Annotated in this window: 16 protein-coding genes; 4 read left to right on the top strand and 12 right to left on the bottom strand. The window is 70.1% G+C overall.

Features of this window, described 5'->3' with window-relative positions; all coding sequences use genetic code 11:
* Positions 1-10 precede the first annotated feature (10 nt).
* Positions 11-1,048 (bottom strand): hypothetical protein, encoded by a 1,038-nt coding sequence (locus tag Dvina_RS47150; RefSeq protein WP_223098206.1) that lies wholly within the window; start codon positions 1,046-1,048, stop codon positions 11-13.
* A gap of 158 nt (positions 1,049-1,206) precedes the next feature.
* On the opposite strand from Dvina_RS47150, the gene Dvina_RS47155 reads away from it, so the two are divergent.
* Complete coding sequence (locus Dvina_RS47155) at positions 1,207-2,334, top strand: geranylgeranyl reductase family protein (RefSeq protein WP_223098209.1); 1,128 nt, start codon at positions 1,207-1,209, stop codon at positions 2,332-2,334.
* Between the two features lie 40 nt (positions 2,335-2,374).
* Here Dvina_RS47155 and Dvina_RS47160 read toward each other — a convergent pair whose 3' ends face one another.
* Positions 2,375-2,743 carry a helix-turn-helix domain-containing protein gene (locus tag Dvina_RS47160; protein ID WP_223098212.1) on the bottom strand — a complete coding sequence of 123 codons (369 nt, stop codon included), beginning with the start codon at positions 2,741-2,743 and terminating at the stop codon, positions 2,375-2,377.
* Positions 2,744-2,788: 45 nt separating this feature from the next.
* On the opposite strand from Dvina_RS47160, the gene Dvina_RS47165 reads away from it, so the two are divergent.
* Together Dvina_RS47165 and Dvina_RS47170 are read left to right on the top strand one after the other, a co-directional pair.
* Positions 2,789-3,235 carry a MarR family winged helix-turn-helix transcriptional regulator gene (locus Dvina_RS47165; protein ID WP_223098215.1) on the top strand — a complete coding sequence of 149 codons (447 nt, stop codon included), beginning with the start codon at positions 2,789-2,791 and terminating at the stop codon, positions 3,233-3,235.
* Between the two features lie 106 nt (positions 3,236-3,341).
* On the top strand, positions 3,342-5,063 hold the full coding sequence (locus tag Dvina_RS47170; protein WP_246655784.1) for a putative bifunctional diguanylate cyclase/phosphodiesterase: 1,722 nt from the start codon (positions 3,342-3,344) through the stop codon (positions 5,061-5,063).
* On the opposite strand, the gene Dvina_RS47175 is transcribed toward Dvina_RS47170, so the two are convergent.
* On the bottom strand, positions 5,038-6,678 hold the full coding sequence (locus tag Dvina_RS47175) for an alpha-amylase family protein (RefSeq protein WP_223098218.1): 1,641 nt from the start codon (positions 6,676-6,678) through the stop codon (positions 5,038-5,040). The two genes, Dvina_RS47170 and Dvina_RS47175, sit on opposite strands and share 26 nt — an antisense overlap.
* Positions 6,679-6,765: 87 nt before the next feature.
* Between Dvina_RS47175 and Dvina_RS47180 the strand changes: the two genes are divergently transcribed.
* The gene (locus Dvina_RS47180; RefSeq protein WP_223098220.1) at positions 6,766-7,647 is read left to right on the top strand and encodes a helix-turn-helix domain-containing protein; all 882 of its coding nucleotides are present in this window, start codon (positions 6,766-6,768) and stop codon (positions 7,645-7,647) included.
* A 403-nt stretch (positions 7,648-8,050) separates the two neighbouring features.
* On the opposite strand, the gene Dvina_RS47185 is transcribed toward Dvina_RS47180, so the two are convergent.
* The 9 genes from Dvina_RS47185 to Dvina_RS47225 all read right to left on the bottom strand — a co-directional run bounded on the left by Dvina_RS47185 (position 8,051) and on the right by Dvina_RS47225 (position 16,421).
* On the bottom strand, positions 8,051-9,658 hold the full coding sequence (locus Dvina_RS47185) for a glycoside hydrolase family 13 protein (RefSeq protein WP_223098222.1): 1,608 nt from the start codon (positions 9,656-9,658) through the stop codon (positions 8,051-8,053).
* Between the two features lie 66 nt (positions 9,659-9,724).
* Positions 9,725-10,720 carry a carbohydrate ABC transporter permease gene (locus tag Dvina_RS47190; protein ID WP_223098225.1) on the bottom strand — a complete coding sequence of 332 codons (996 nt, stop codon included), beginning with the start codon at positions 10,718-10,720 and terminating at the stop codon, positions 9,725-9,727.
* Positions 10,717-11,670, bottom strand: a complete 954-nt coding sequence (locus Dvina_RS47195; protein WP_223098227.1) for a carbohydrate ABC transporter permease — start codon at positions 11,668-11,670, stop codon at positions 10,717-10,719. The genes Dvina_RS47190 and Dvina_RS47195 overlap by 4 nt, the downstream gene beginning before the upstream one ends.
* A gap of 67 nt (positions 11,671-11,737) precedes the next feature.
* Positions 11,738-13,129 carry an ABC transporter substrate-binding protein gene (locus Dvina_RS47200; RefSeq protein ID WP_223098229.1) on the bottom strand — a complete coding sequence of 464 codons (1,392 nt, stop codon included), beginning with the start codon at positions 13,127-13,129 and terminating at the stop codon, positions 11,738-11,740.
* Between the two features lie 426 nt (positions 13,130-13,555).
* Positions 13,556-14,581 (bottom strand): LacI family DNA-binding transcriptional regulator, encoded by a 1,026-nt coding sequence (locus Dvina_RS47205; RefSeq protein WP_223098231.1) that lies wholly within the window; start codon positions 14,579-14,581, stop codon positions 13,556-13,558.
* Between the two features lie 118 nt (positions 14,582-14,699).
* Positions 14,700-15,182, bottom strand: coding sequence for a hypothetical protein (locus tag Dvina_RS47210; protein ID WP_223098233.1), 483 nt, complete (start codon positions 15,180-15,182; stop codon positions 14,700-14,702).
* A gap of 8 nt (positions 15,183-15,190) precedes the next feature.
* A complete protein-coding gene (locus Dvina_RS47215) occupies positions 15,191-15,553 on the bottom strand; it encodes a response regulator (protein WP_223098235.1) in 363 nt (120 codons plus the stop codon).
* Positions 15,550-16,023, bottom strand: a complete 474-nt coding sequence (locus tag Dvina_RS47220; RefSeq protein ID WP_223098237.1) for a chemotaxis protein CheX — start codon at positions 16,021-16,023, stop codon at positions 15,550-15,552. Before Dvina_RS47220 ends, Dvina_RS47215 begins: the two co-directional genes overlap by 4 nt.
* Complete coding sequence (locus Dvina_RS47225; RefSeq protein ID WP_223098240.1) at positions 16,020-16,421, bottom strand: response regulator; 402 nt, start codon at positions 16,419-16,421, stop codon at positions 16,020-16,022. The genes Dvina_RS47220 and Dvina_RS47225 overlap by 4 nt, the downstream gene beginning before the upstream one ends.
* Positions 16,422-16,427: the final 6 nt, after the last annotated feature.

The raw sequence follows: 16,427 nt of genomic DNA on the forward strand, positions 1-16,427 counted from the left end.
TACGGCTGCACTAGATGTTGTCGGAGGAGCGGGGCTGGAGCTGGTAGCGGCTCGCGACCGGGTTCCACACGCCCAGGAACCGGTTCTTGGCGTTCGTGGCGTTCGTCGACTGCCGCTGGGCCTCGTCGTAGTACGACTGCCCGCCGCCGCTGCAGCCGGAGCTCTGCTGCGCCTGCGCCCACTGCACGAAGTTGCGGTCCGCGGCCAGCGAGAACCCGAGCGCCTCCTTCAGCGCCGCGCGCACCTGCTCACCCTCGGGGATCGCCGACAGGTCGAACTTGCCGATGTTGTCGATCTGCGCCTCGCGTTCGGCGCCGGCCGCCTGCATGTCGGCGATGGCCTTCTCCACCAGCGTGCAGTCGCCCACGAGCTGGATCGCGTCGTTGAGCTTCTTGCGGCTTGACACGCTCGCGTTGAGCAGCGCGTCGACCGCCGCCGCCTGCGCGACCGGGTCGGGCGTCTTGGTCGGCGCCGCAGTCGTGGGCGTCGGGGGCCTCGGTGTCGCCGAGGTCGGCCCGTCGCTCGGCGTCCCTGTCGTTGTCGGGGCGGGCCCGGCGGTGTTGTCGCTGCTCCCCTTCAGCTTGACGACCGCGATGACGGTGCTGGCGATGACCAGCACGACGACGATGACGGTGAGCGGCAGCAGGACGCGCGAGCGGGAGGGCTTGAGCGGCTGGTAGTACCCCGGGCCGGGCGCACCTGACGACGGCGCACCGGACGACGGGGTGATGGAGATCGGCGTGGGCGACATGGGCATGCCCGGGTACGGCACCCCCGACACCGGCGGCACCTGCGCATATCCACCCGTCGGGTACTGCGCGTACGGGCCGGCCCCCGGTGCGGGCGGCGGCGGGAGCGGCGGCCCGGCGAGCGGCTGGTACGGCGGCGGCGCGGCCGGCATCGCCCCCTGCCCCGACACCGGGTGCACGTCGTAGGCGACGGGCGCGGCCGGATATCCCCCACCCGGGGGCGTCAACGGCGACCCGCACTGCGCACACTGGGTGGCGCCGGGCGCGTTTCCCGGGAAATAGCACGTGGGGCAGGGCATGCAACCGAGCCTATCGATCCGCCACAACCGCCAGGAACCACCGTGCGTGCCCCGGTCTATGACGAATCGACGGACCCCTCCCCCGACCACCCGCCACCACTCGCGCCCGACCGGCCAGGCTGGCACGCTCGACCCATGAGCCCTTCCGGTGCAACGCCATGACCGACCGGTACGACGTCGTGGTGGTGGGCGCCGGTCCGGCCGGGTCCGCCGCCGCGCTGGCCGCCCGCAACGCCGGGGCCACGGTGCTGCTGCTGGACAAGGCCGGTTTCCCCCGGGACAAGCCCTGCGGCGACGGCATCGCCCCGCACGCCGTGGACGTGGCCCGGGCGCTCGGCGTGCCCGACCTGACCGCGGGCTATGCCCCGGTGCCGGCGCTGCGGCTGGCCGGCCCGGGCGGCGCCGAGGTCGCGCGCCCGCACGCGCGGCCGGCCCACACGATTCCCCGGGTGGTCTTCGACAACCGCCTGGTGGAGGCGGCGGTGCTCGCGGGCGCCGACCTGCGCCGCCACACCGTCCGGCGGATCGCCGATCGCGGCGACCACGTGGTGATCGACGGCGCGATCCGGGCCGGGGCGGTGGTGGGGGCCGACGGGGCCTACTCGCTTGTCCGCAAGGTGCTGGGCCACGCGCCGAACGGCCCCGGCCACCTGGCCCTGGCCATCCGCGGCTATGCCGACGTGCCCGGCCTCGCCCCGGAGCAGCGGATCATCACGACCGAGTCGGGCTGGCCGGCGTACGCCTGGGCCTTCCCCATCGGCGACGGCCGCGCGAACATCGGCTACGGCGAGGTCCTGCGCGGCCGCCCCCTCACCCGCGCCCGCCTCCTGGACCGCCTGGCCGCGCTCCTTCCCGACATCGACACCGCCGCCGCCACCGGCCTGCGCGCCCACCATCTCCCCCTCTCGACCCACCGCCCGCCGCCGGGCGCGGGCCGCCTCCTCCTGGCCGGCGACGCGCTCTCCCTGATCAACCCCTTCACGGGCGAGGGCATCTTCTACGCCGTCCTCTCCGGCGCCCTGGCCGGTGCCGCGGCCACCCACACCGACGACCCGGCCGGCCGCTACCGCCGCGCGCTGACCTCCCGCCTGGGCCGCCACCTGCGCCACTCCCGAGCCGCCGCCGCCCTGAGCCAGCAGCGCTGGATAGTCGACGCCGCCGTCCGCGCCGCGGCCCGCGACCAGCGCGTCTTCGACGCCCTGATCGACCTCGGCCTGGGCGACGGCCTCCTGGCCCCGCGCACCCTGGCCGCCATCGCGCGCGCCGCCACCACCGGCCACCGCTGATCGCCGTCCGCGGCGCGCCGCGGGCCGGGCGGCCGCCGGGCTACGCGTGGGCCGCGAGGTTGGTGACCATTGTGGACAGTGTCCGGACGGTGGTCAGGTAGGACTCGTCGGAGACGCCGGCCGCGGCCGTGCGCCGGATGCCGTCCACGGCGGCCGCGATCTCGGCGCGGGCCGTCGCGCCCGCCGGGGTCACGGTGCCGTCGGCGCTCGTCCAGCCGCGGGCGGTGAGGGCGGCGACCACCTCGGTGTACGTGCGCTCGCCGGGGCCCCAGAACGGGTCGTCGGGGCCGAGGCCGTTCAGCACCTGCCAGTCGCGCCGCTCGACGCCGTGGCCGGCCAGGGTGGCGGCGAATGCGGCCTCGAGGCGCTTGTCCAGTTCGCGTAGCCAGTAGCCGATGGGACGATCCATGGCAGACTCCAAGTACATGCCGAGGGAATGTAGATAACAAATATTATGCACCTACCGACTGACGACGCCGCGGCCCTGGCCGCGATCGAGGGTGCGATGGTGGCCATCCGGCGCCGCCAGACGCGGCGGGCGCTGGCCAGGACCGTCCCCGACGCCGACCCGGCCCTGTTCGACGTGGTGGACGCGGTCGAGGCCGGCGAGCGGGTCACGGTGACCGACGTCGCGGCCGCGCTCGACGTCGCTCAGCCCCGGGCCTCCAAGCTCGTCGCGGCCGCCGTCGCCGCCGGGCTCGTCCGGCGCGAGGCGGACCAGCGCGACGGCCGCCGGGCCTTCCTGGCACTCACCGCGACCGGCCGCGAACTGTGCGACCGCGTCCACGCCACGCGGCGGACCCGGTTCGCCGCCGCCACCCGGGACTGGAGCGCCGACGAACGGGTCGAGTTCGCGAGACTCCTGACGCGATTTGTCGACGGGTTGACCGACCCCTCGTAGAAAGCCCAGGTCCGGGTGTTGTCCTCACCGAAACGGCCGCAGAGCGGCACTGAGCGTCGATTCAACCGGAGCCCGCGGTGCAGTAATCTTCGCCGGGGGTGATGGAGTGGCCGGCGCCGACAGCGGAAGCGATGCCGCCATCGACCCTGCCCTCGCACAGCTCGCCCGTCAGTGGCTGGCGGCCGTGCGGCAGACCAGCTACCTGGACCTGACCGCCGACGCGCTCCAGCGGTTCTTCGAGGAGCAGACGGTCCGGCTCACCGGCGCCCTCCAGCAGGGCGACGCCGCCGCCGCGGCCGAGGTCGGGGCCGCGCTGGTGTCGGTCGGGCTCAACAGCCCCGAGGCCCTCCAGCGCTCCATCGGCGTGCTGATGCCCAGCGCGACCGGCGAGGTGCTCGGCGGGTTCGCGGCGGGCTTCGCCCGGGCCGAGCGGCAGAAGATCCTCGACGACCAGGAGCGCATCCGCCGGGCCTGGACCCGGGCCCTGACCGACGCCGAGCACAGCCTGCAGCGTGAGCTGCACCACCAGGCCCACCACGACCCGCTGACCGGGCTGCCCAACCGGGTCCTGCTCTACGGCCACCTCGGCGAGGCGCTGCGCGACGCCGGGGACGGCGCCCGGATCGGGGTGTGCTTCCTCGACCTCGACGAGTTCAAGACCATCAACGACACGCTCGGGCACGGGTACGGTGACCAGCTGCTCGTCGCCCTGGCCGACCGGCTCCGGGGCTGCGTCAACGCGGCCGGGCACTTCGTGGCCCGGGTCGGCGGCGACGAGTTCGTGGTCGTCGTGCGCGAGACGAAGGGCCCGGACGAGCTCACCGAGCTGGCCGAGGCGATGTTGGAGGCGCTGCGCCGGCCGGTCCGGCTCGACGGGCACGAGCTCGCGGTGTCGGCGAGCATCGGCATCGTCGAGCAGCCCGCCGCCGGGGCGGACCCGGAGGAGCTGCTCCGGGCGGCCGACGCCACGCTGTACCTGGCCAAAGCCGACGGCCGCGCCCGCTACGCCGTGTTCGACGCCCAGCGCAACGCCCAGCAGCTGCTGCAGTACGGGCTGACCGGGCGTCTCGCCGGCGCTCTCGACCGCGGCGAGTTCGAGCTGGTCTACCAGCCGCTCGTGGGCCTGGCCGACAATCGCCTGCACGGTGCCGAGGCGCTGCTGCGCTGGCGGCACCCGGAGCTCGGCACGGTCTCGCCCAACACGTTCATCCCGGTCGCCGAGCAGTCCGGCATGATCCTGCCCCTGGGCCGATGGGTGCTGCGCGAGTCGTGCCTGGCCGCGGCCGCGTGGCAGCGCAGCCACCCCGGGCACCCGCTGCTGATCAGCGTGAACGTCTCCCCGCGGCAGTGCAGCGACCCGCGGCTGCTCGACGACGTGCGGGCGGCGCTTGCCGAGTCCGGGCTGGAGCCGGCCAACCTGCAGCTGGAGCTGACCGAGACGGTGCTCATGCAGGAGACCGGCCGCCCGGTGCAGACCCTGCGCCAGCTGGCCGACCTGGGCGTGCGGATCGTCATCGACGACTTCGGGATCGGCTACTCCAACCTGGCCTACCTGCGCCATCTGCCCGTCCACGGGCTGAAGCTGGCCGGCGCCTTCATGGCCGGCATCCGCAAGCTGGAGAGCGACCACGTCGACGAGCAGATCGTCGAGACGGTCATCCGCCTCGCGCACACGCTGCAGATGACCGTCACCGCCGAGGGCATCGAGACCGCCGATCAGGCCGCCCGCCTCGCCGCCCTGGGCTGTGACCTGGGCCAGGGCTGGCACTTCGGGCGGCCCATGGAGCCGGCGAGGATTCCGCTTACACGCTCACCCGCTTCAACCTGATCCACCGGTACCCGTACGGCCCGAGCGCCAGCTCCGAGAGGTCCCCGACCTCGGGGTAGTCCTGGTCGCCGAACACCTCGTTCGGGTGGTTGGTCTCGGCGTGCAGCGAGCCGAGGTCCACCACGACGTCGTCGGTGCCGAGGTTGTGCAGGAACAGCATGGAGCCGGTCGGCCCGTCGGCCCGGTGCGCGAGCACGCCCGGCGGCAGCGCCTGGTCGATGACGGAGCACGTGCCGTTGCTCACCTCGGGGCTCTCCCGCAGCGTCCGGATCATCCGCTCGAACCAGGCCAGCAGGGACCGGTCGTCGTGGCGCTGGGCTGTCACGTTGACGGTCTCGTACCCGTAGTCGCCCTTCTCGATCACCGGCCGGATCGGGTCGGCCGAGGAGAACCCGCCGTGCGTGTCGAACGACCACTGCATCGGCGTGCGGATGGCGTAGCGGCCCTCCAGGGAGAGGTCCTCCCCCATGCCGATCTCCTCGCCGTAGCGCAGGACGGGCGTGCCGCGCATGGTGAACTGCAGCGAATACGCCAGCTCGATCCGGTCCCGGTCGCCGCCGAGCATCGGCGCCAGCCGGCGGCGGATGCCGCGGCCGTAGAGCTGCATGTTCTCGTCCGGGCCGAACTCGGCGAAGACGTCGGAGCGCTGCTCGGCGGTGAGCCGGGACAGGTCGATCTCGTCGTGGTTGCGCAGGAACGTGGCCCAGTGGCCGCCCGGCGGCAGCTTCGGGGTGGTGCGCAGCCACTCGATGACCGGCTCCGGGTTCTGCCGGGCCAGGGCGAGCACCAGGCGCCCGTTGAGCATGAAGTCGAAGAGCATGTGGATGCGGTTGCCGGTGCCGCCCGCGTCGCCGAAGTACTCCGGGAGCTTCTCCGGCTCCACGTTCGCCTCGGCCAGCAGCACCGCGTCACCCCGCCGCCACTGCACGTGGGAGCGCAGCTCGGACAGGTAGTCGAAGTCCATCGGGCTGTTCGGGTTGCCGGGCTCGGTGAGCTCGATGATGAACGGCACCGCGTCCATGCGGAAGCCGGCCACGCCGAGCTGGATCCAGAATGCGAGCACCTTCTTGATCTCGGCCCGGACCGCCGGATTGGCGAAGTTGAGATCCGGCTGGAAGTTGTAGAAGCGGTGGTAGTACCAGGCCCGGGCCCGGCGGTGGTACGTCCACGTCTCGGACTGCTCACCGGGGAACACCATGCCCTGGTGGCGGTCGGCGGGCTCCTTGTCCGCCCAGACGAACCAGTCGCGGTACGGCGAGTCCGGCGACGACACCGCGGACTGGAACCACGGGTGCTCGTCCGATGTGTGGTTCACCACCAGGTCGATCATCACCTTGATGCCCCGGTTCGCGGCCTGGTGCAGCAGCTCGGCGAAGTCGCCGAGCGTGCCCAGCCGCGGATCGACGTTGTAGAAGTCGGTGACGTCGTAGCCGTCGTCCTTGCCCGGTGTCGGATGGATCGGGCTGAGCCACAGGCAGTTCACTCCGAGCCTGGTCAGATAGTCCAGGCGGCTGATCAGACCCTGAAAGTCGCCGATGCCGTCGTCGTTGGAGTCCTGGAACGTCTCGACGTCCAGGCAATAGATGACACTCTCGGTGTACCACCGCTCGCCCATGCGGTTCGGGTCTCCGATTCGGGCTGAGCTCAAACGCGCGCTTGCGTGTGTGCGGCCCGGACCGCGAGGATGGCTCCCGGGGGGCTGATGGTCGACTTCGCTGGCGCGCTACGAGATGCAATCCAGGCACGTGGCCTGGGGCTGGAACGCATCCAGGAGCGATTGCGCGCTGAGGGCTACTCGGTCAGCCTGGCCACGCTCAGTTACTGGCAGACCGGGCGCAGCCGGCCGGAGCGGCGCGAGTCGCTCGCCGCCCTGACCGAGCTGGAGAAGATCCTCGAGGTCGAGCCCGGGTCGCTGGCCGCCCTCGTCGGGCCGCCCCGGCCCCGCGGGCGGCACCTGCACAAAAGCACCGAGGCGCCGCTCGGCGCGTTCTGGTCGGAGCGCGAGCTGATCGTCGACCTGGCCCAGGGCATCGACACCCGCTGGGACGAGCGGCTGACCCGCCTCAGCCAGCACGACCGGATCAACGTCGGCCCCGACCGGGGCGAGGCGTCGATCGTGGTGCGGCAGGTGCTGCGGGCCGAGGCCGACGGGCCCGACCGCTGGGTGGCAATCATCCGCCTCGACGAGGCCGGGCCGCCGCTACCGTTGCTGACCCCCGTGCGCAACTGCCGCCTCGGCCGGGTAGTGGAGGCCCGCGACAGCGGGCTGCTGCTGGCCGAGCTGATGTTCGACCGCCCGCTCGCCAAGGGTGAGACGGTGATCACCGAGCATGCGCTGCACAATTATCCGCCGTTTCCGCTGGCGCAGCAGTACGAGCGCAAGTTCCGGCTGCCGGTGCGCGAATACGTGGTCGAGATTTGTTTCGATCCGACCGCGTTACCTCGCGCTATTTACCAGTATCAACAGATGGACGGTCAGGACGAACAGGTGGTGTCAATCGAGACCGATGCCGGGCACTCGGTGCACGCCATCGCTCTCGACTATGGTCCGGGCCGCTATGGAGTGCGCTGGGACTGGGACTAGCGCTGACGCGCCGTCCGACTGAAGTCGCTGGTCAGAGAATCTTGGATGGCATTTTTCACAACACCTTCGACGGTAGGGAAGAACAACGGGGCGCCGGTGTGGCCAGCGCCCCGCCTCTGTTCCCGGAGTTTCCCGGCGTCACCATCGGAACGGCTGGGATGTCGCCGCGACGGTCAGGGTGGAACGCATGTGCCGCCTCCACGAGGAAGTCTTTTCCTTGCTGGAGAACCTATTGGGCGGCAGCATGCGCCATCAAGATTGTGGATCGCCTTAACAGTTAACGCTCTGGGTTGGCGCGACTCTTAACAGTTAAGAGACGACGGTGATTCGAAAAGGGCCGGACGGTCGCACCCGCCAACTTGTGCGACCGCCCGGCGTCCGGGGCCCCCGCGTGTCCTGCCCTTTACGCCAGCCGGATCCAGGCCGAGGCGTCGGCGGGCAGGGTGCCGTCGTCGTTGAGCGGGACGCTGCTCAGCAGCACCTCGCGGTGGGCGGGGAGCGCGACCGGCTCGGCGCCCAGGTTCGTCACGTTGGCGAACGCGCCCGTCTCGGGCTCGTCGGAGGAGGCGAGCCGGGCGAAGGCCAGGACGTGCGGGGCGGACTCCAGCCAGCGCAGCGGACCGTCGCCGAGCTCGGGCTCCGCGCGGCGGATGCGCAGCGCGTCGCAGTACAGCTGCAGAAATGAGCCGGGCGCGCTCTGCTGGGCGGCGACCGTCAGCTCCGACCAGTGCGCCGGCTGCGGGAGCCACGGCTCGCCCGTCGCGTCGGACGGGCTGAAGCCGAACGGTGCCGAGGTCCCCGACCAGGGCAGCGGCACGCGGCAGCCGTCCCGGCCGGGGTTCACACCCCCGGAGCGGTGGAACATGGGGTCCTCGCGCAGCGCGTCGTCGAGGTCCTCGACCTCCTCCAGGCCGAGCTCCTCGCCCTGGTAGAGGTAGTAGGCGCCGGGCAGGGACATGGTCAGCAGGGCCGCCGCCCGGGCCCGGCGGGTGCCCAGGGCGAGGTCGGAGGGGACGTCGCGGCGCTTGTCGGCGAACGCGAAGTTCGTCACCTCACGGCCGAACCGGGTCACCTCGCGGGTGACGTCGTGGTTGCTCAGCACCCAGGTGGCCGGGGCGGCGACGGGGGCGTGCACGTCGATCGTCATGTCGATCTCGCGGCGCAGCTGGGCCGCCTCCCACGGCGCGCCCAGGAACGCGAAGTTGAACGCGGTGTGCAGCTCGTCCGGGCGCAGGTAGCGGGCGAACGCCTCGTGGTCGGGCAGCCACACCTCGCCGATGAGCGCGCGCGGCGGGCTGTAGGTGTCGGCGATGCGCCGCCACGCCTGGTAGACCTCGTGGATGCCGTCGTTGTCCTCGTAGACGTCGCTAACGAGCGGGTCCTTGATGAGCACGGCGGCCGAGTCGATGCGGATGCCGTCGATGCCGCGGTCGAACCAGAACCGCAGGATGTCCTCGAACTCCTCGCGCACCGCCGGGTGGTCCCAGTTGAAGTCCGGCTGCTCGGAGGCGAATAGGTGCAGGTACCACTCGCCGTCGGCGACCCGGGTCCAGGCCGGCCCGCCGAAGATGGACTGCAGGTCCGTCGGCGGGAGCTCGCCGTGCTCGCCGCGCCCCTTGCGGAACCAGAACAGGTCCCGCTCGGGCGAGCCGGGCGCGGCGGCGAGCGCCCGCTGGAACCAGGCGTGCTGGTCGGAGCAGTGGTTCGGCACGATGTCGCAGATCACCCGGATGCCCGAGGCGTGGGCCTCCTCGATGAGCTTCTCGGCCTCGGCCAGGGTACCGAAGATCGGGTCGATGGCCCGGAAGTCGGCGACGTCGTAGCCGCCGTCGGCGAGCGGCGAGGGGTACCACGGCACGATCCAGATCGCGTCGATGCCGAGGCCGGCCAGGTACGGCAGGTGCGAGCGCAAGCCGGCCAGATCCCCGACGCCGTCGCCGTTGCCGTCGGCGAAGCTGCGCAAGTACACCTGGTAGATAGCGGCGCTACGCCACCACGCTTGGTCGGCCACGTGGAACCTGCTTTCTCGCGAAGATCGAAGGTGTTGAACGCGTTGAGCACCGTCAGCGGGGCCGGGTCAGCCCTTGACGGCCCCGCCCAGCCCGGCGCCGGAGAGGAACAGGCGCTGGAAGACGAGGAAGAACACGACCGGGATGAGCGTCGAGATGGCCAGCGACGCGAGGAACACGCCCAGGTCGGTCTGCGACGCGATCGCGGGCAGGCGCACCGACAGCGGCTGCTTGGCCGGGTCCTTGAGCACGAGCATCGGCCACAGGAAGTCCTTCCAGCTGGCAATGGTCGCAAACACCGACACGACGCCGAGGATCGGCTTGGACATCGGCAGGACGACCGACCAGAACAGCCGGAAGGCGCTGGCCCCGTCCACTCGGGCCGCCTCGAAGACCTCGCGCGGGAGGCTGTCGAAGAACCGGGTCACCAGGACGACGTTGAAGGCGCTGGCGCCCGCCGGCAGCCAGACGGCGAAAAAGTTGTTGATGAGCGACGTGCCGACGAGCGGCGGGTTGAGGATCGTCAGGTACAGCGGCACCAGCAGTACGACGCTCGGCACGAACAGGGTGGCGATGACCAGGCCGTTGACCGCCTTGCTCCAGGCCGGGCGCAGGACCGACAGGACATAGCCGCCCGTGGTCGCGACGAGCAGCTGCACGAACCATGAGCCGGCCGCGAGCCAGATCGTGTTGAGGAAGTACCGGCTGATCTGGACATCATTCCAGGCTTCGGAGATGTTCTCCCACCGCACTCCGTTCGGGAAGACGGCCAGCGGCGTGCGGATGATGTCCTGGGTCGGCGTGATCGCATACTTCGCGAGCAGCAGGATCGGGCCGATGCCGACGACCAGGAGCAGTACCAGCAAGATCATGTGCAGGGTCTTCATGACCCCGGCGATGCGGGGATTGCGCCAGTCCTGGCTGGAGACGAAGCCGCGGCCGCCCTCGAACTGCGACGCCTTGCGCCGGCGGGGCGGGCGGGCGGCGCGGGGCGGCTCGAGACGGGCCGGGCCGCCGGGCGCCCGCGCGGTCAGCGCCTGCTGACGGGTCTGCTGGGTGGTCACGACTTGCTCCAACCGGACGTGAGCTTGAAGTACACCAGGGAAAGGATCGCCAGGAACGCCGCGAGCAGGACGGAGAGCGCCGTCGCCGCGCCGTAGTTGCCGCCGAGCGATCGGCCGAACCCGTAGTCGTAGATCATCAGCAGGATCGTCAGCGTGGCGTTCGCCGGGCCGCCACCGGTGAAGAGGTACGGCTCCAGGAAGACCTGGACGGTGCCGATGATCTGCAGGATGAACGTGATGAGCAGCACGCCGCGCAGCTGCGGCATCGTCACGTGCCACACCTTGCGCCAGATGCCCGCCCCGTCGACCTCGGCGGCGTCGTAGAGCTCGTCCGGCACGCCGATGAGCGCGGCCAGGTAGATGATGACGGTCCCGCCGGCCGCGGCCCAGGTGGCCTCGACGACGAGCGACGGCATCGCCAGGCCGGGGCTCGACAGCCAGGTGTAGGGGCCCAGACCGGCCCAGCCCAGGATCGTGTTGAACACGCCGTCCGGGGCGCCGTCGTAGAAGAACTTCCACAGCAGGACGGCGACGACCGGGGGTACCACCACCGGCAGGTAGGACAGCACGGAGAAGACGCCCTTGCGCCGGCGCACCGAGCTGATGAGCACCGCCGTCACGAGCGGGATCGGAAAGCCGATCACCAGCGCCAGCAGCGCGAAGTAGAGCGTGTTGAGGATCGCCGTGGGCAGGTCGGGATCGGTGAGCACGTAGTGGAAGTTGTCCCAGCCGACCCACTTCGGCGTGCCGACGAGGTTTGTCTTCTGGAAGCTCATGACGACCGAGCGCACGATCGGCCACCACGAGAAGACCCCGAAGACGATCAGCAGCGGCAGCGCGAAGAGGACGGAGCTCAGCCCGCCGCGCTGGACCCAGGTCACCGGGTTGCGCTTGCGGACCCGGCCGACCACCTCGCCGCCCGGCGGGCGACGGTCAGAGACGACACTCACGACACAACTCCAGTCCTGGTCGCGTGGGCCGCCGGGAAGACCGGCGGCCCACACCTGCAAGGGTTTGTCAGCTGGCGTCGATGGCGCGCTGCGCCTTCGCGTTCGCGTCGGTGAGGAGCTGGTCGATGTTGGCGTCCTTGTTGGTCAGGACGGCCTGGACGACCGTGTCGAGCGACTTGTAGACGTCCTGGGTGGCCACGGCCGGCTCGTTGACGAGCTTGGCGTCGAAGACCTTGCCGGTGAAGGAGGTCATCTGGTCCAGCGGGACGTTGACGTAGGACTTGATCCAGCCCTGGTACTGCTCGTACTGCTGCTGCGAGAAGATCGGCAGCTCGGGGGTGCCGACCGGCTGCTTGCTGGCCACCTGCACCTGCGCCTGCTTGGCCGCGGCGTCAGCGTTGGTGTACTTGCGCAGGTAGTGCGCGTCGATCCACTTGATGGCGGCGGCCTTCTCGTTGTTGCTCGCCTTGCTGGACACGGCGGCCATGGTGCCACCGCCGAGCACGCCCGAGTTGCTGCCGGACAGCGGGATCATCGTCAGGCCGTACGACTTCGGGTTGATGTTGTTCGTCTGCACGAGGCTGGTGTAGACGTCCTGGCCCGAGGTGTACATGCCGACCTTGCCGGCGGCGAATGCCTGGTTGATGCTCGACCAGTCGTAGTCGAAGTTCGCGCCCATGGCGTTGTCGGTCCAGCGCAGGTCCTTCAGGAACTGCAGCGCGGCCTTGGTCTGCTCGTTGGTGACCGTCGCCTTCTTGCCGTCCTCCATGCGCCCGCCGCGGGCGTAGGTGTCGACGGTCAGCTGCCAGCCGCCGGTGCCGTCCTTGGACATCTGGGCGAAGCCGGCCTGGCCGGTCTTGGTCGCGATGGCCTTGGCGTCTTCGCGGACCTCGTCCCAGGTCGTCGGCGGCTTGTTCGGGTCGAGGCCGGCCTGGGTGAACAGGTCACGGTTGTAGTGCAGGCCGACCGCGTAGATGCTCTTCGCCGGAATGGCGTAGACCTTGCCGTCCTCGCCCTGGCCGTACTGGAGCAGGTTCTTGTTGAAGTTCGCCGCGTAGGACAGCGAGTCCAGGTACGCCTGCATGTTGGCGATCTGCTGGTTCGCGATCAGGGTCTTCGCGTCGGTGAAGGGGATCTCGAACACGGTCGGCAGCGTGCCACCGGCGAGGTCGGCCGCGAACGTGGTGGCCTTCCACTCGTAGTCGTGGGTCTTGACCGTGATGTTCGGGTTTTCCTTCTGGAAGTCGGTGACCTCCTGCGCGAGCGCGGTCTGCGCCTCGGGCTTGGCGCCCGGCAGCAGGCCCACGACGTTGAGCGTGACCTTGGTGTTGGGGTCGAGCGTCGTGGAACCGGCGTCGGCGCTCTTGTCGTCGCTCGAGCCGCACGCGACGAGCGTGCCGCTGAGCGCGAGCGCACCCACGAAGGCCAGCGCGGCCCTCGAAGTACGAGAGAACTTCATCGTCGCTCCTAGGTTTGGGGTGTAGGCGATTCACGGACCGCGCGGGAGTCGCAGCACGACGTGCGGCTGCCGGGGGCCTGTCCCCGTGCGGTCAGGCGCGTTACTGCTCGATTTCCGTCGCATCGCGTCAGGGTTTCGGCCCGACGTAGGCAAGAGATTAGGCTCACGTCGCACAAGAAGTCCATGGTCCGTTGCAAAATTTTAATGATCTTCCGCCAGCCGCTTGCATGGATGCACGCTCAACCGGTCGCGACTTGCAGGAAATCCGCCGAAAACCCGCACGGGTCAGGCCGCCCGGGCCGCGCCGGCAGCAGCGGGGCCCGGTCGGCCGCGGCTCCCCGCTGGGAGCGCGCCCAGCAAGAGAGTTACCGGACAACGCAAAGAGCGCCCCGACTCCCGCAGGGAGTCGAGGCGCTCTCGGTAAGGCTAGGCGGCGGTGGTGGCCCGGGCCTGTTGCAGCGCGCCGGTGGAGCCGCGCACGACGAGCTCGGGCTCGAACAGCATCTCCTCGGTCGGCACGAGCGTGCCGGCCACCTGGCTGACGAGCAGCGTCACCGCGGCCTGGCCCATCGCCTGGATGGGCTGGCGGACGGTGGTCAGCGGCGGGTCGGTGCAGTTCATGAACAGCGAGTCGTCGAAGCCGACCACCGACACGTCGTCGGGCACCTCGCGGCCGAGGCGGCGGGCGGCCCGGATCGCGCCGAGAGCCTGCACGTCGGAGGCGCAGATGATGCCGGTGACGCCGTGCTTGATGAGCCGCGTGGCGCCGGCCCGGCCGCCCTCCATGGAGAAGATGACCCGCTCGACGTCGTCCTCGCTGACAGTGCTCGAGTCGGCCGCGGCCGCCTGGAACGCGGCCAGCTTGCGGTTGGACGGCGCGTGGTCGGCCGGGCCGAGGATCAGCCCGATCCGCTTGTGCCCCAGCGAGACCAGGTGGTTGAACGCCTGGTCCACCGCGTGACCGTCGTCGACCGAGACCCGCGGGAAGCCAAGGTCGTCGATCGCGGCGTTGACGAGCACCGCGGGCAGGCCGCGGTCGTGCAGGCGGTGGTAGTGCTCGTGCTCGGCCGCCGCCTGGTGGTAGAGGCCGCCGCAGAAGATGATGCCGGAGACGTGCTGGTCCAGCAGCATCTCGACGTAGTCGGCCTCGGAGACGCCGTCGGCGGTCCGGGTGCACAGCACCGGGGTGAACCCGCGCTTGGACAGCGCACCGGCGACCACTTCGGCGAAGGCCGGGAAGATCGGGTTCTGCAGTTCCGGCAGCACGAGGCCGACCAGGCGGGCCCGCTCCCCGCGCAGTTTCGTCGGCCGCTCATAGCCGAGCACGTCGAGCGCGGTGAGCACCGCCGTGCGAGTTGCGTCGGAGATGCCGGGCTTGCCGTTGAGCACCCGACTCACGGTCGCCTCGCTCACGCCGGCGTACTTCGCCACCTCAGCGAGTCGTCGAGTCATGCCCGCAAGCGTAGTGCATGACTACGCAAATTTTTGCACGATGTCGCCCATGCAACCGCGCACCCATGGACTGCTTCGGTTTGGTGCCCGAAAAATCCGGAATTTTCCGGGCACCAGGTCAACCGGCCAGGGCGATGGAGATTTTGCCGCCGCCATACCCTGAAACATCCACCTTGAGGTCGAGCCGCCGCCCGATGGCGAGCGCGTGGTTCACCGCGTCCGCCGGCGCGCTCTCGCCGGGCAGGAAGGTCTGGTGGAGCTTGACCCGCGGCGCGTCTTCCTTGTTGATCAGACCCGCCAGGATGTTGCAGATCTCGCCGGCGTTCTCGCCGATCATCTTCGAGATCTCCTTGTCCTCGATGCACGCCTGCGCGCCGCCGGGCGGGATGAGGCCGATCGCCGCGCCGGCGTAGGCGGTGAGCTCGAAGTCCATCGCGATCACGGCCATGAGCTGCATGCGTTCGTCGGTGTAGAGGGCGAAGGTGGTGCGGGGGACGTCCGCGGCTTTCATGGGGTCGGCCGGGTTCACGGTGACCGGCCGACCCAGCAGGTCGTCAAACAGGTCCTTGACGGCCTTCGGAACGGGCAGAACATGCGACATAGGTCATATCATCCCAAAATAGGATCGAGCGCGTCCTTGAAAGTGTCGGCTGTGAACGGCTTGGTGACCAGGAACAGCGCGCCGGCGTCCTCGGCCGCCTGCCGCATCTCCGGCGTGCCCTCGGACGTGACGAACCCGAACGGGACCTGGTTGCCGTTGGCGCGCAGCATCCGCAGCACCTCGACCCCGGTCATGTGCGGCATGTTCCAGTCGGACAGGACCAGATCCGGCTTCTCGGCCACCGTCATGTCGAATGCTTCCTGCCCGTCACTGGCCTCGACCAGGTCGTGCCCTTCGAAGCCGGCCTGGCGCAGTGTGCGGGTCACGATCTGCCGCATGACCCGGCTGTCGTCGGCGATCAGAATTTTCATGCGGGTGCTCCAGCGAGATCAGCGGTGCTTTCAAGAACGGTGACAGTGACGGACTCGGCCATCCAGGTGCCTTCGAGGTGGCAGACCTCGGTGACCGAGGGGTAGCGGCCGTTGGCTCCATCGACGTGCACATGCGGCAGCGACAGGGCGCACGGCTCCGGCAGCAGGCTCTTCACGTTGCCGCCGATGATGTTGGCGAGTTCGCCGAGGGCGTCGGCCACGTCCTCCTCGGCCACCTCCTCGAACTCGATGCCCAGCAGCGCCGCCGCGACGTGCTTGGCGGCCGCCTCCGAGCAGCTCACCAGGACGTGGCCGCGCCACGCACCGGTGACCGAGACCGACGCGGTGACGTCCGCGACCGGTTTCTCGGGCGGAAAGGGCATGAGCGGGCTCGCACCGTCCAGATCGAGGTACGAGGACCAGACCTGCTCGGCGATGACCTTCAGGTCGTCTTCAGTCGGGTTCGTCATGCTGCGACTCCGTTCGGGACGAGGCCGAGCAGGGCCAGCTTGTCGATGATCGCGTCCGGCGTGAAGGGCTTGATCACATATTCGTGCGCCCCGGAGGCCAACGCCCGGACGATCTGGCTCTGTTCACTCTCGGTAGTGACCATCATGAGCGTCATCCCGCGCAGCCGCGGCTCCGCGCGGACCGCCGTGACGAACTCCAGCCCGTTCATCTCGGGCATGTTCCAGTCGACGAGCGCCAGGCCCGGAATCTCGCCGTCACCCTCGAGAACGTTGGTCGTGAGGTAGTCCATCGCCTCTTGACCGTTGCCCGCCTCGACCACGTCGAAGCCGAGCTGGGCCACGATCCGCTTGAGAATCAAGCGCATCGCGCGCGAATCGTCGATCACCATGGTGAGCATCTGGAT

Origin of the sequence: Dactylosporangium vinaceum, from assembly GCF_019904175.1 — a bacterium.
Lineage (GTDB): Bacteria > Actinomycetota > Actinomycetes > Mycobacteriales > Micromonosporaceae > Dactylosporangium > Dactylosporangium vinaceum.

Excerpts from the sequence above, each read along its gene's own strand:
- Dvina_RS47150 (WP_223098206.1), bottom strand. The coding sequence starts at position 1,048 with ATGCCCTGCCCCACGTGCTATTTCCCGGGAAACGCGCCCGGCGCCACC.
- Dvina_RS47155 (WP_223098209.1), top strand. The coding sequence starts at position 1,207 with ATGACCGACCGGTACGACGTCGTGGTGGTGGGCGCCGGTCCGGCCGGG.
- Dvina_RS47160 (WP_223098212.1), bottom strand. The coding sequence starts at position 2,743 with ATGGATCGTCCCATCGGCTACTGGCTACGCGAACTGGACAAGCGCCTC.
- Dvina_RS47165 (WP_223098215.1), top strand. The coding sequence starts at position 2,789 with ATGCACCTACCGACTGACGACGCCGCGGCCCTGGCCGCGATCGAGGGT.
- Dvina_RS47175 (WP_223098218.1), bottom strand. The coding sequence starts at position 6,678 with ATGGGCGAGCGGTGGTACACCGAGAGTGTCATCTATTGCCTGGACGTC.
- Dvina_RS47180 (WP_223098220.1), top strand. The coding sequence starts at position 6,766 with ATGGTCGACTTCGCTGGCGCGCTACGAGATGCAATCCAGGCACGTGGC.
- Dvina_RS47200 (WP_223098229.1), bottom strand. The coding sequence starts at position 13,129 with ATGAAGTTCTCTCGTACTTCGAGGGCCGCGCTGGCCTTCGTGGGTGCG.
- Dvina_RS47205 (WP_223098231.1), bottom strand. The coding sequence starts at position 14,581 with ATGACTCGACGACTCGCTGAGGTGGCGAAGTACGCCGGCGTGAGCGAG.
- Dvina_RS47210 (WP_223098233.1), bottom strand. The coding sequence starts at position 15,182 with ATGTCGCATGTTCTGCCCGTTCCGAAGGCCGTCAAGGACCTGTTTGAC.
- Dvina_RS47215 (WP_223098235.1), bottom strand. The coding sequence starts at position 15,553 with ATGAAAATTCTGATCGCCGACGACAGCCGGGTCATGCGGCAGATCGTG.
- Dvina_RS47220 (WP_223098237.1), bottom strand. The coding sequence starts at position 16,023 with ATGACGAACCCGACTGAAGACGACCTGAAGGTCATCGCCGAGCAGGTC.
- Dvina_RS47225 (WP_223098240.1), bottom strand. The coding sequence starts at position 16,421 with ATGCTCACCATGGTGATCGACGATTCGCGCGCGATGCGCTTGATTCTC.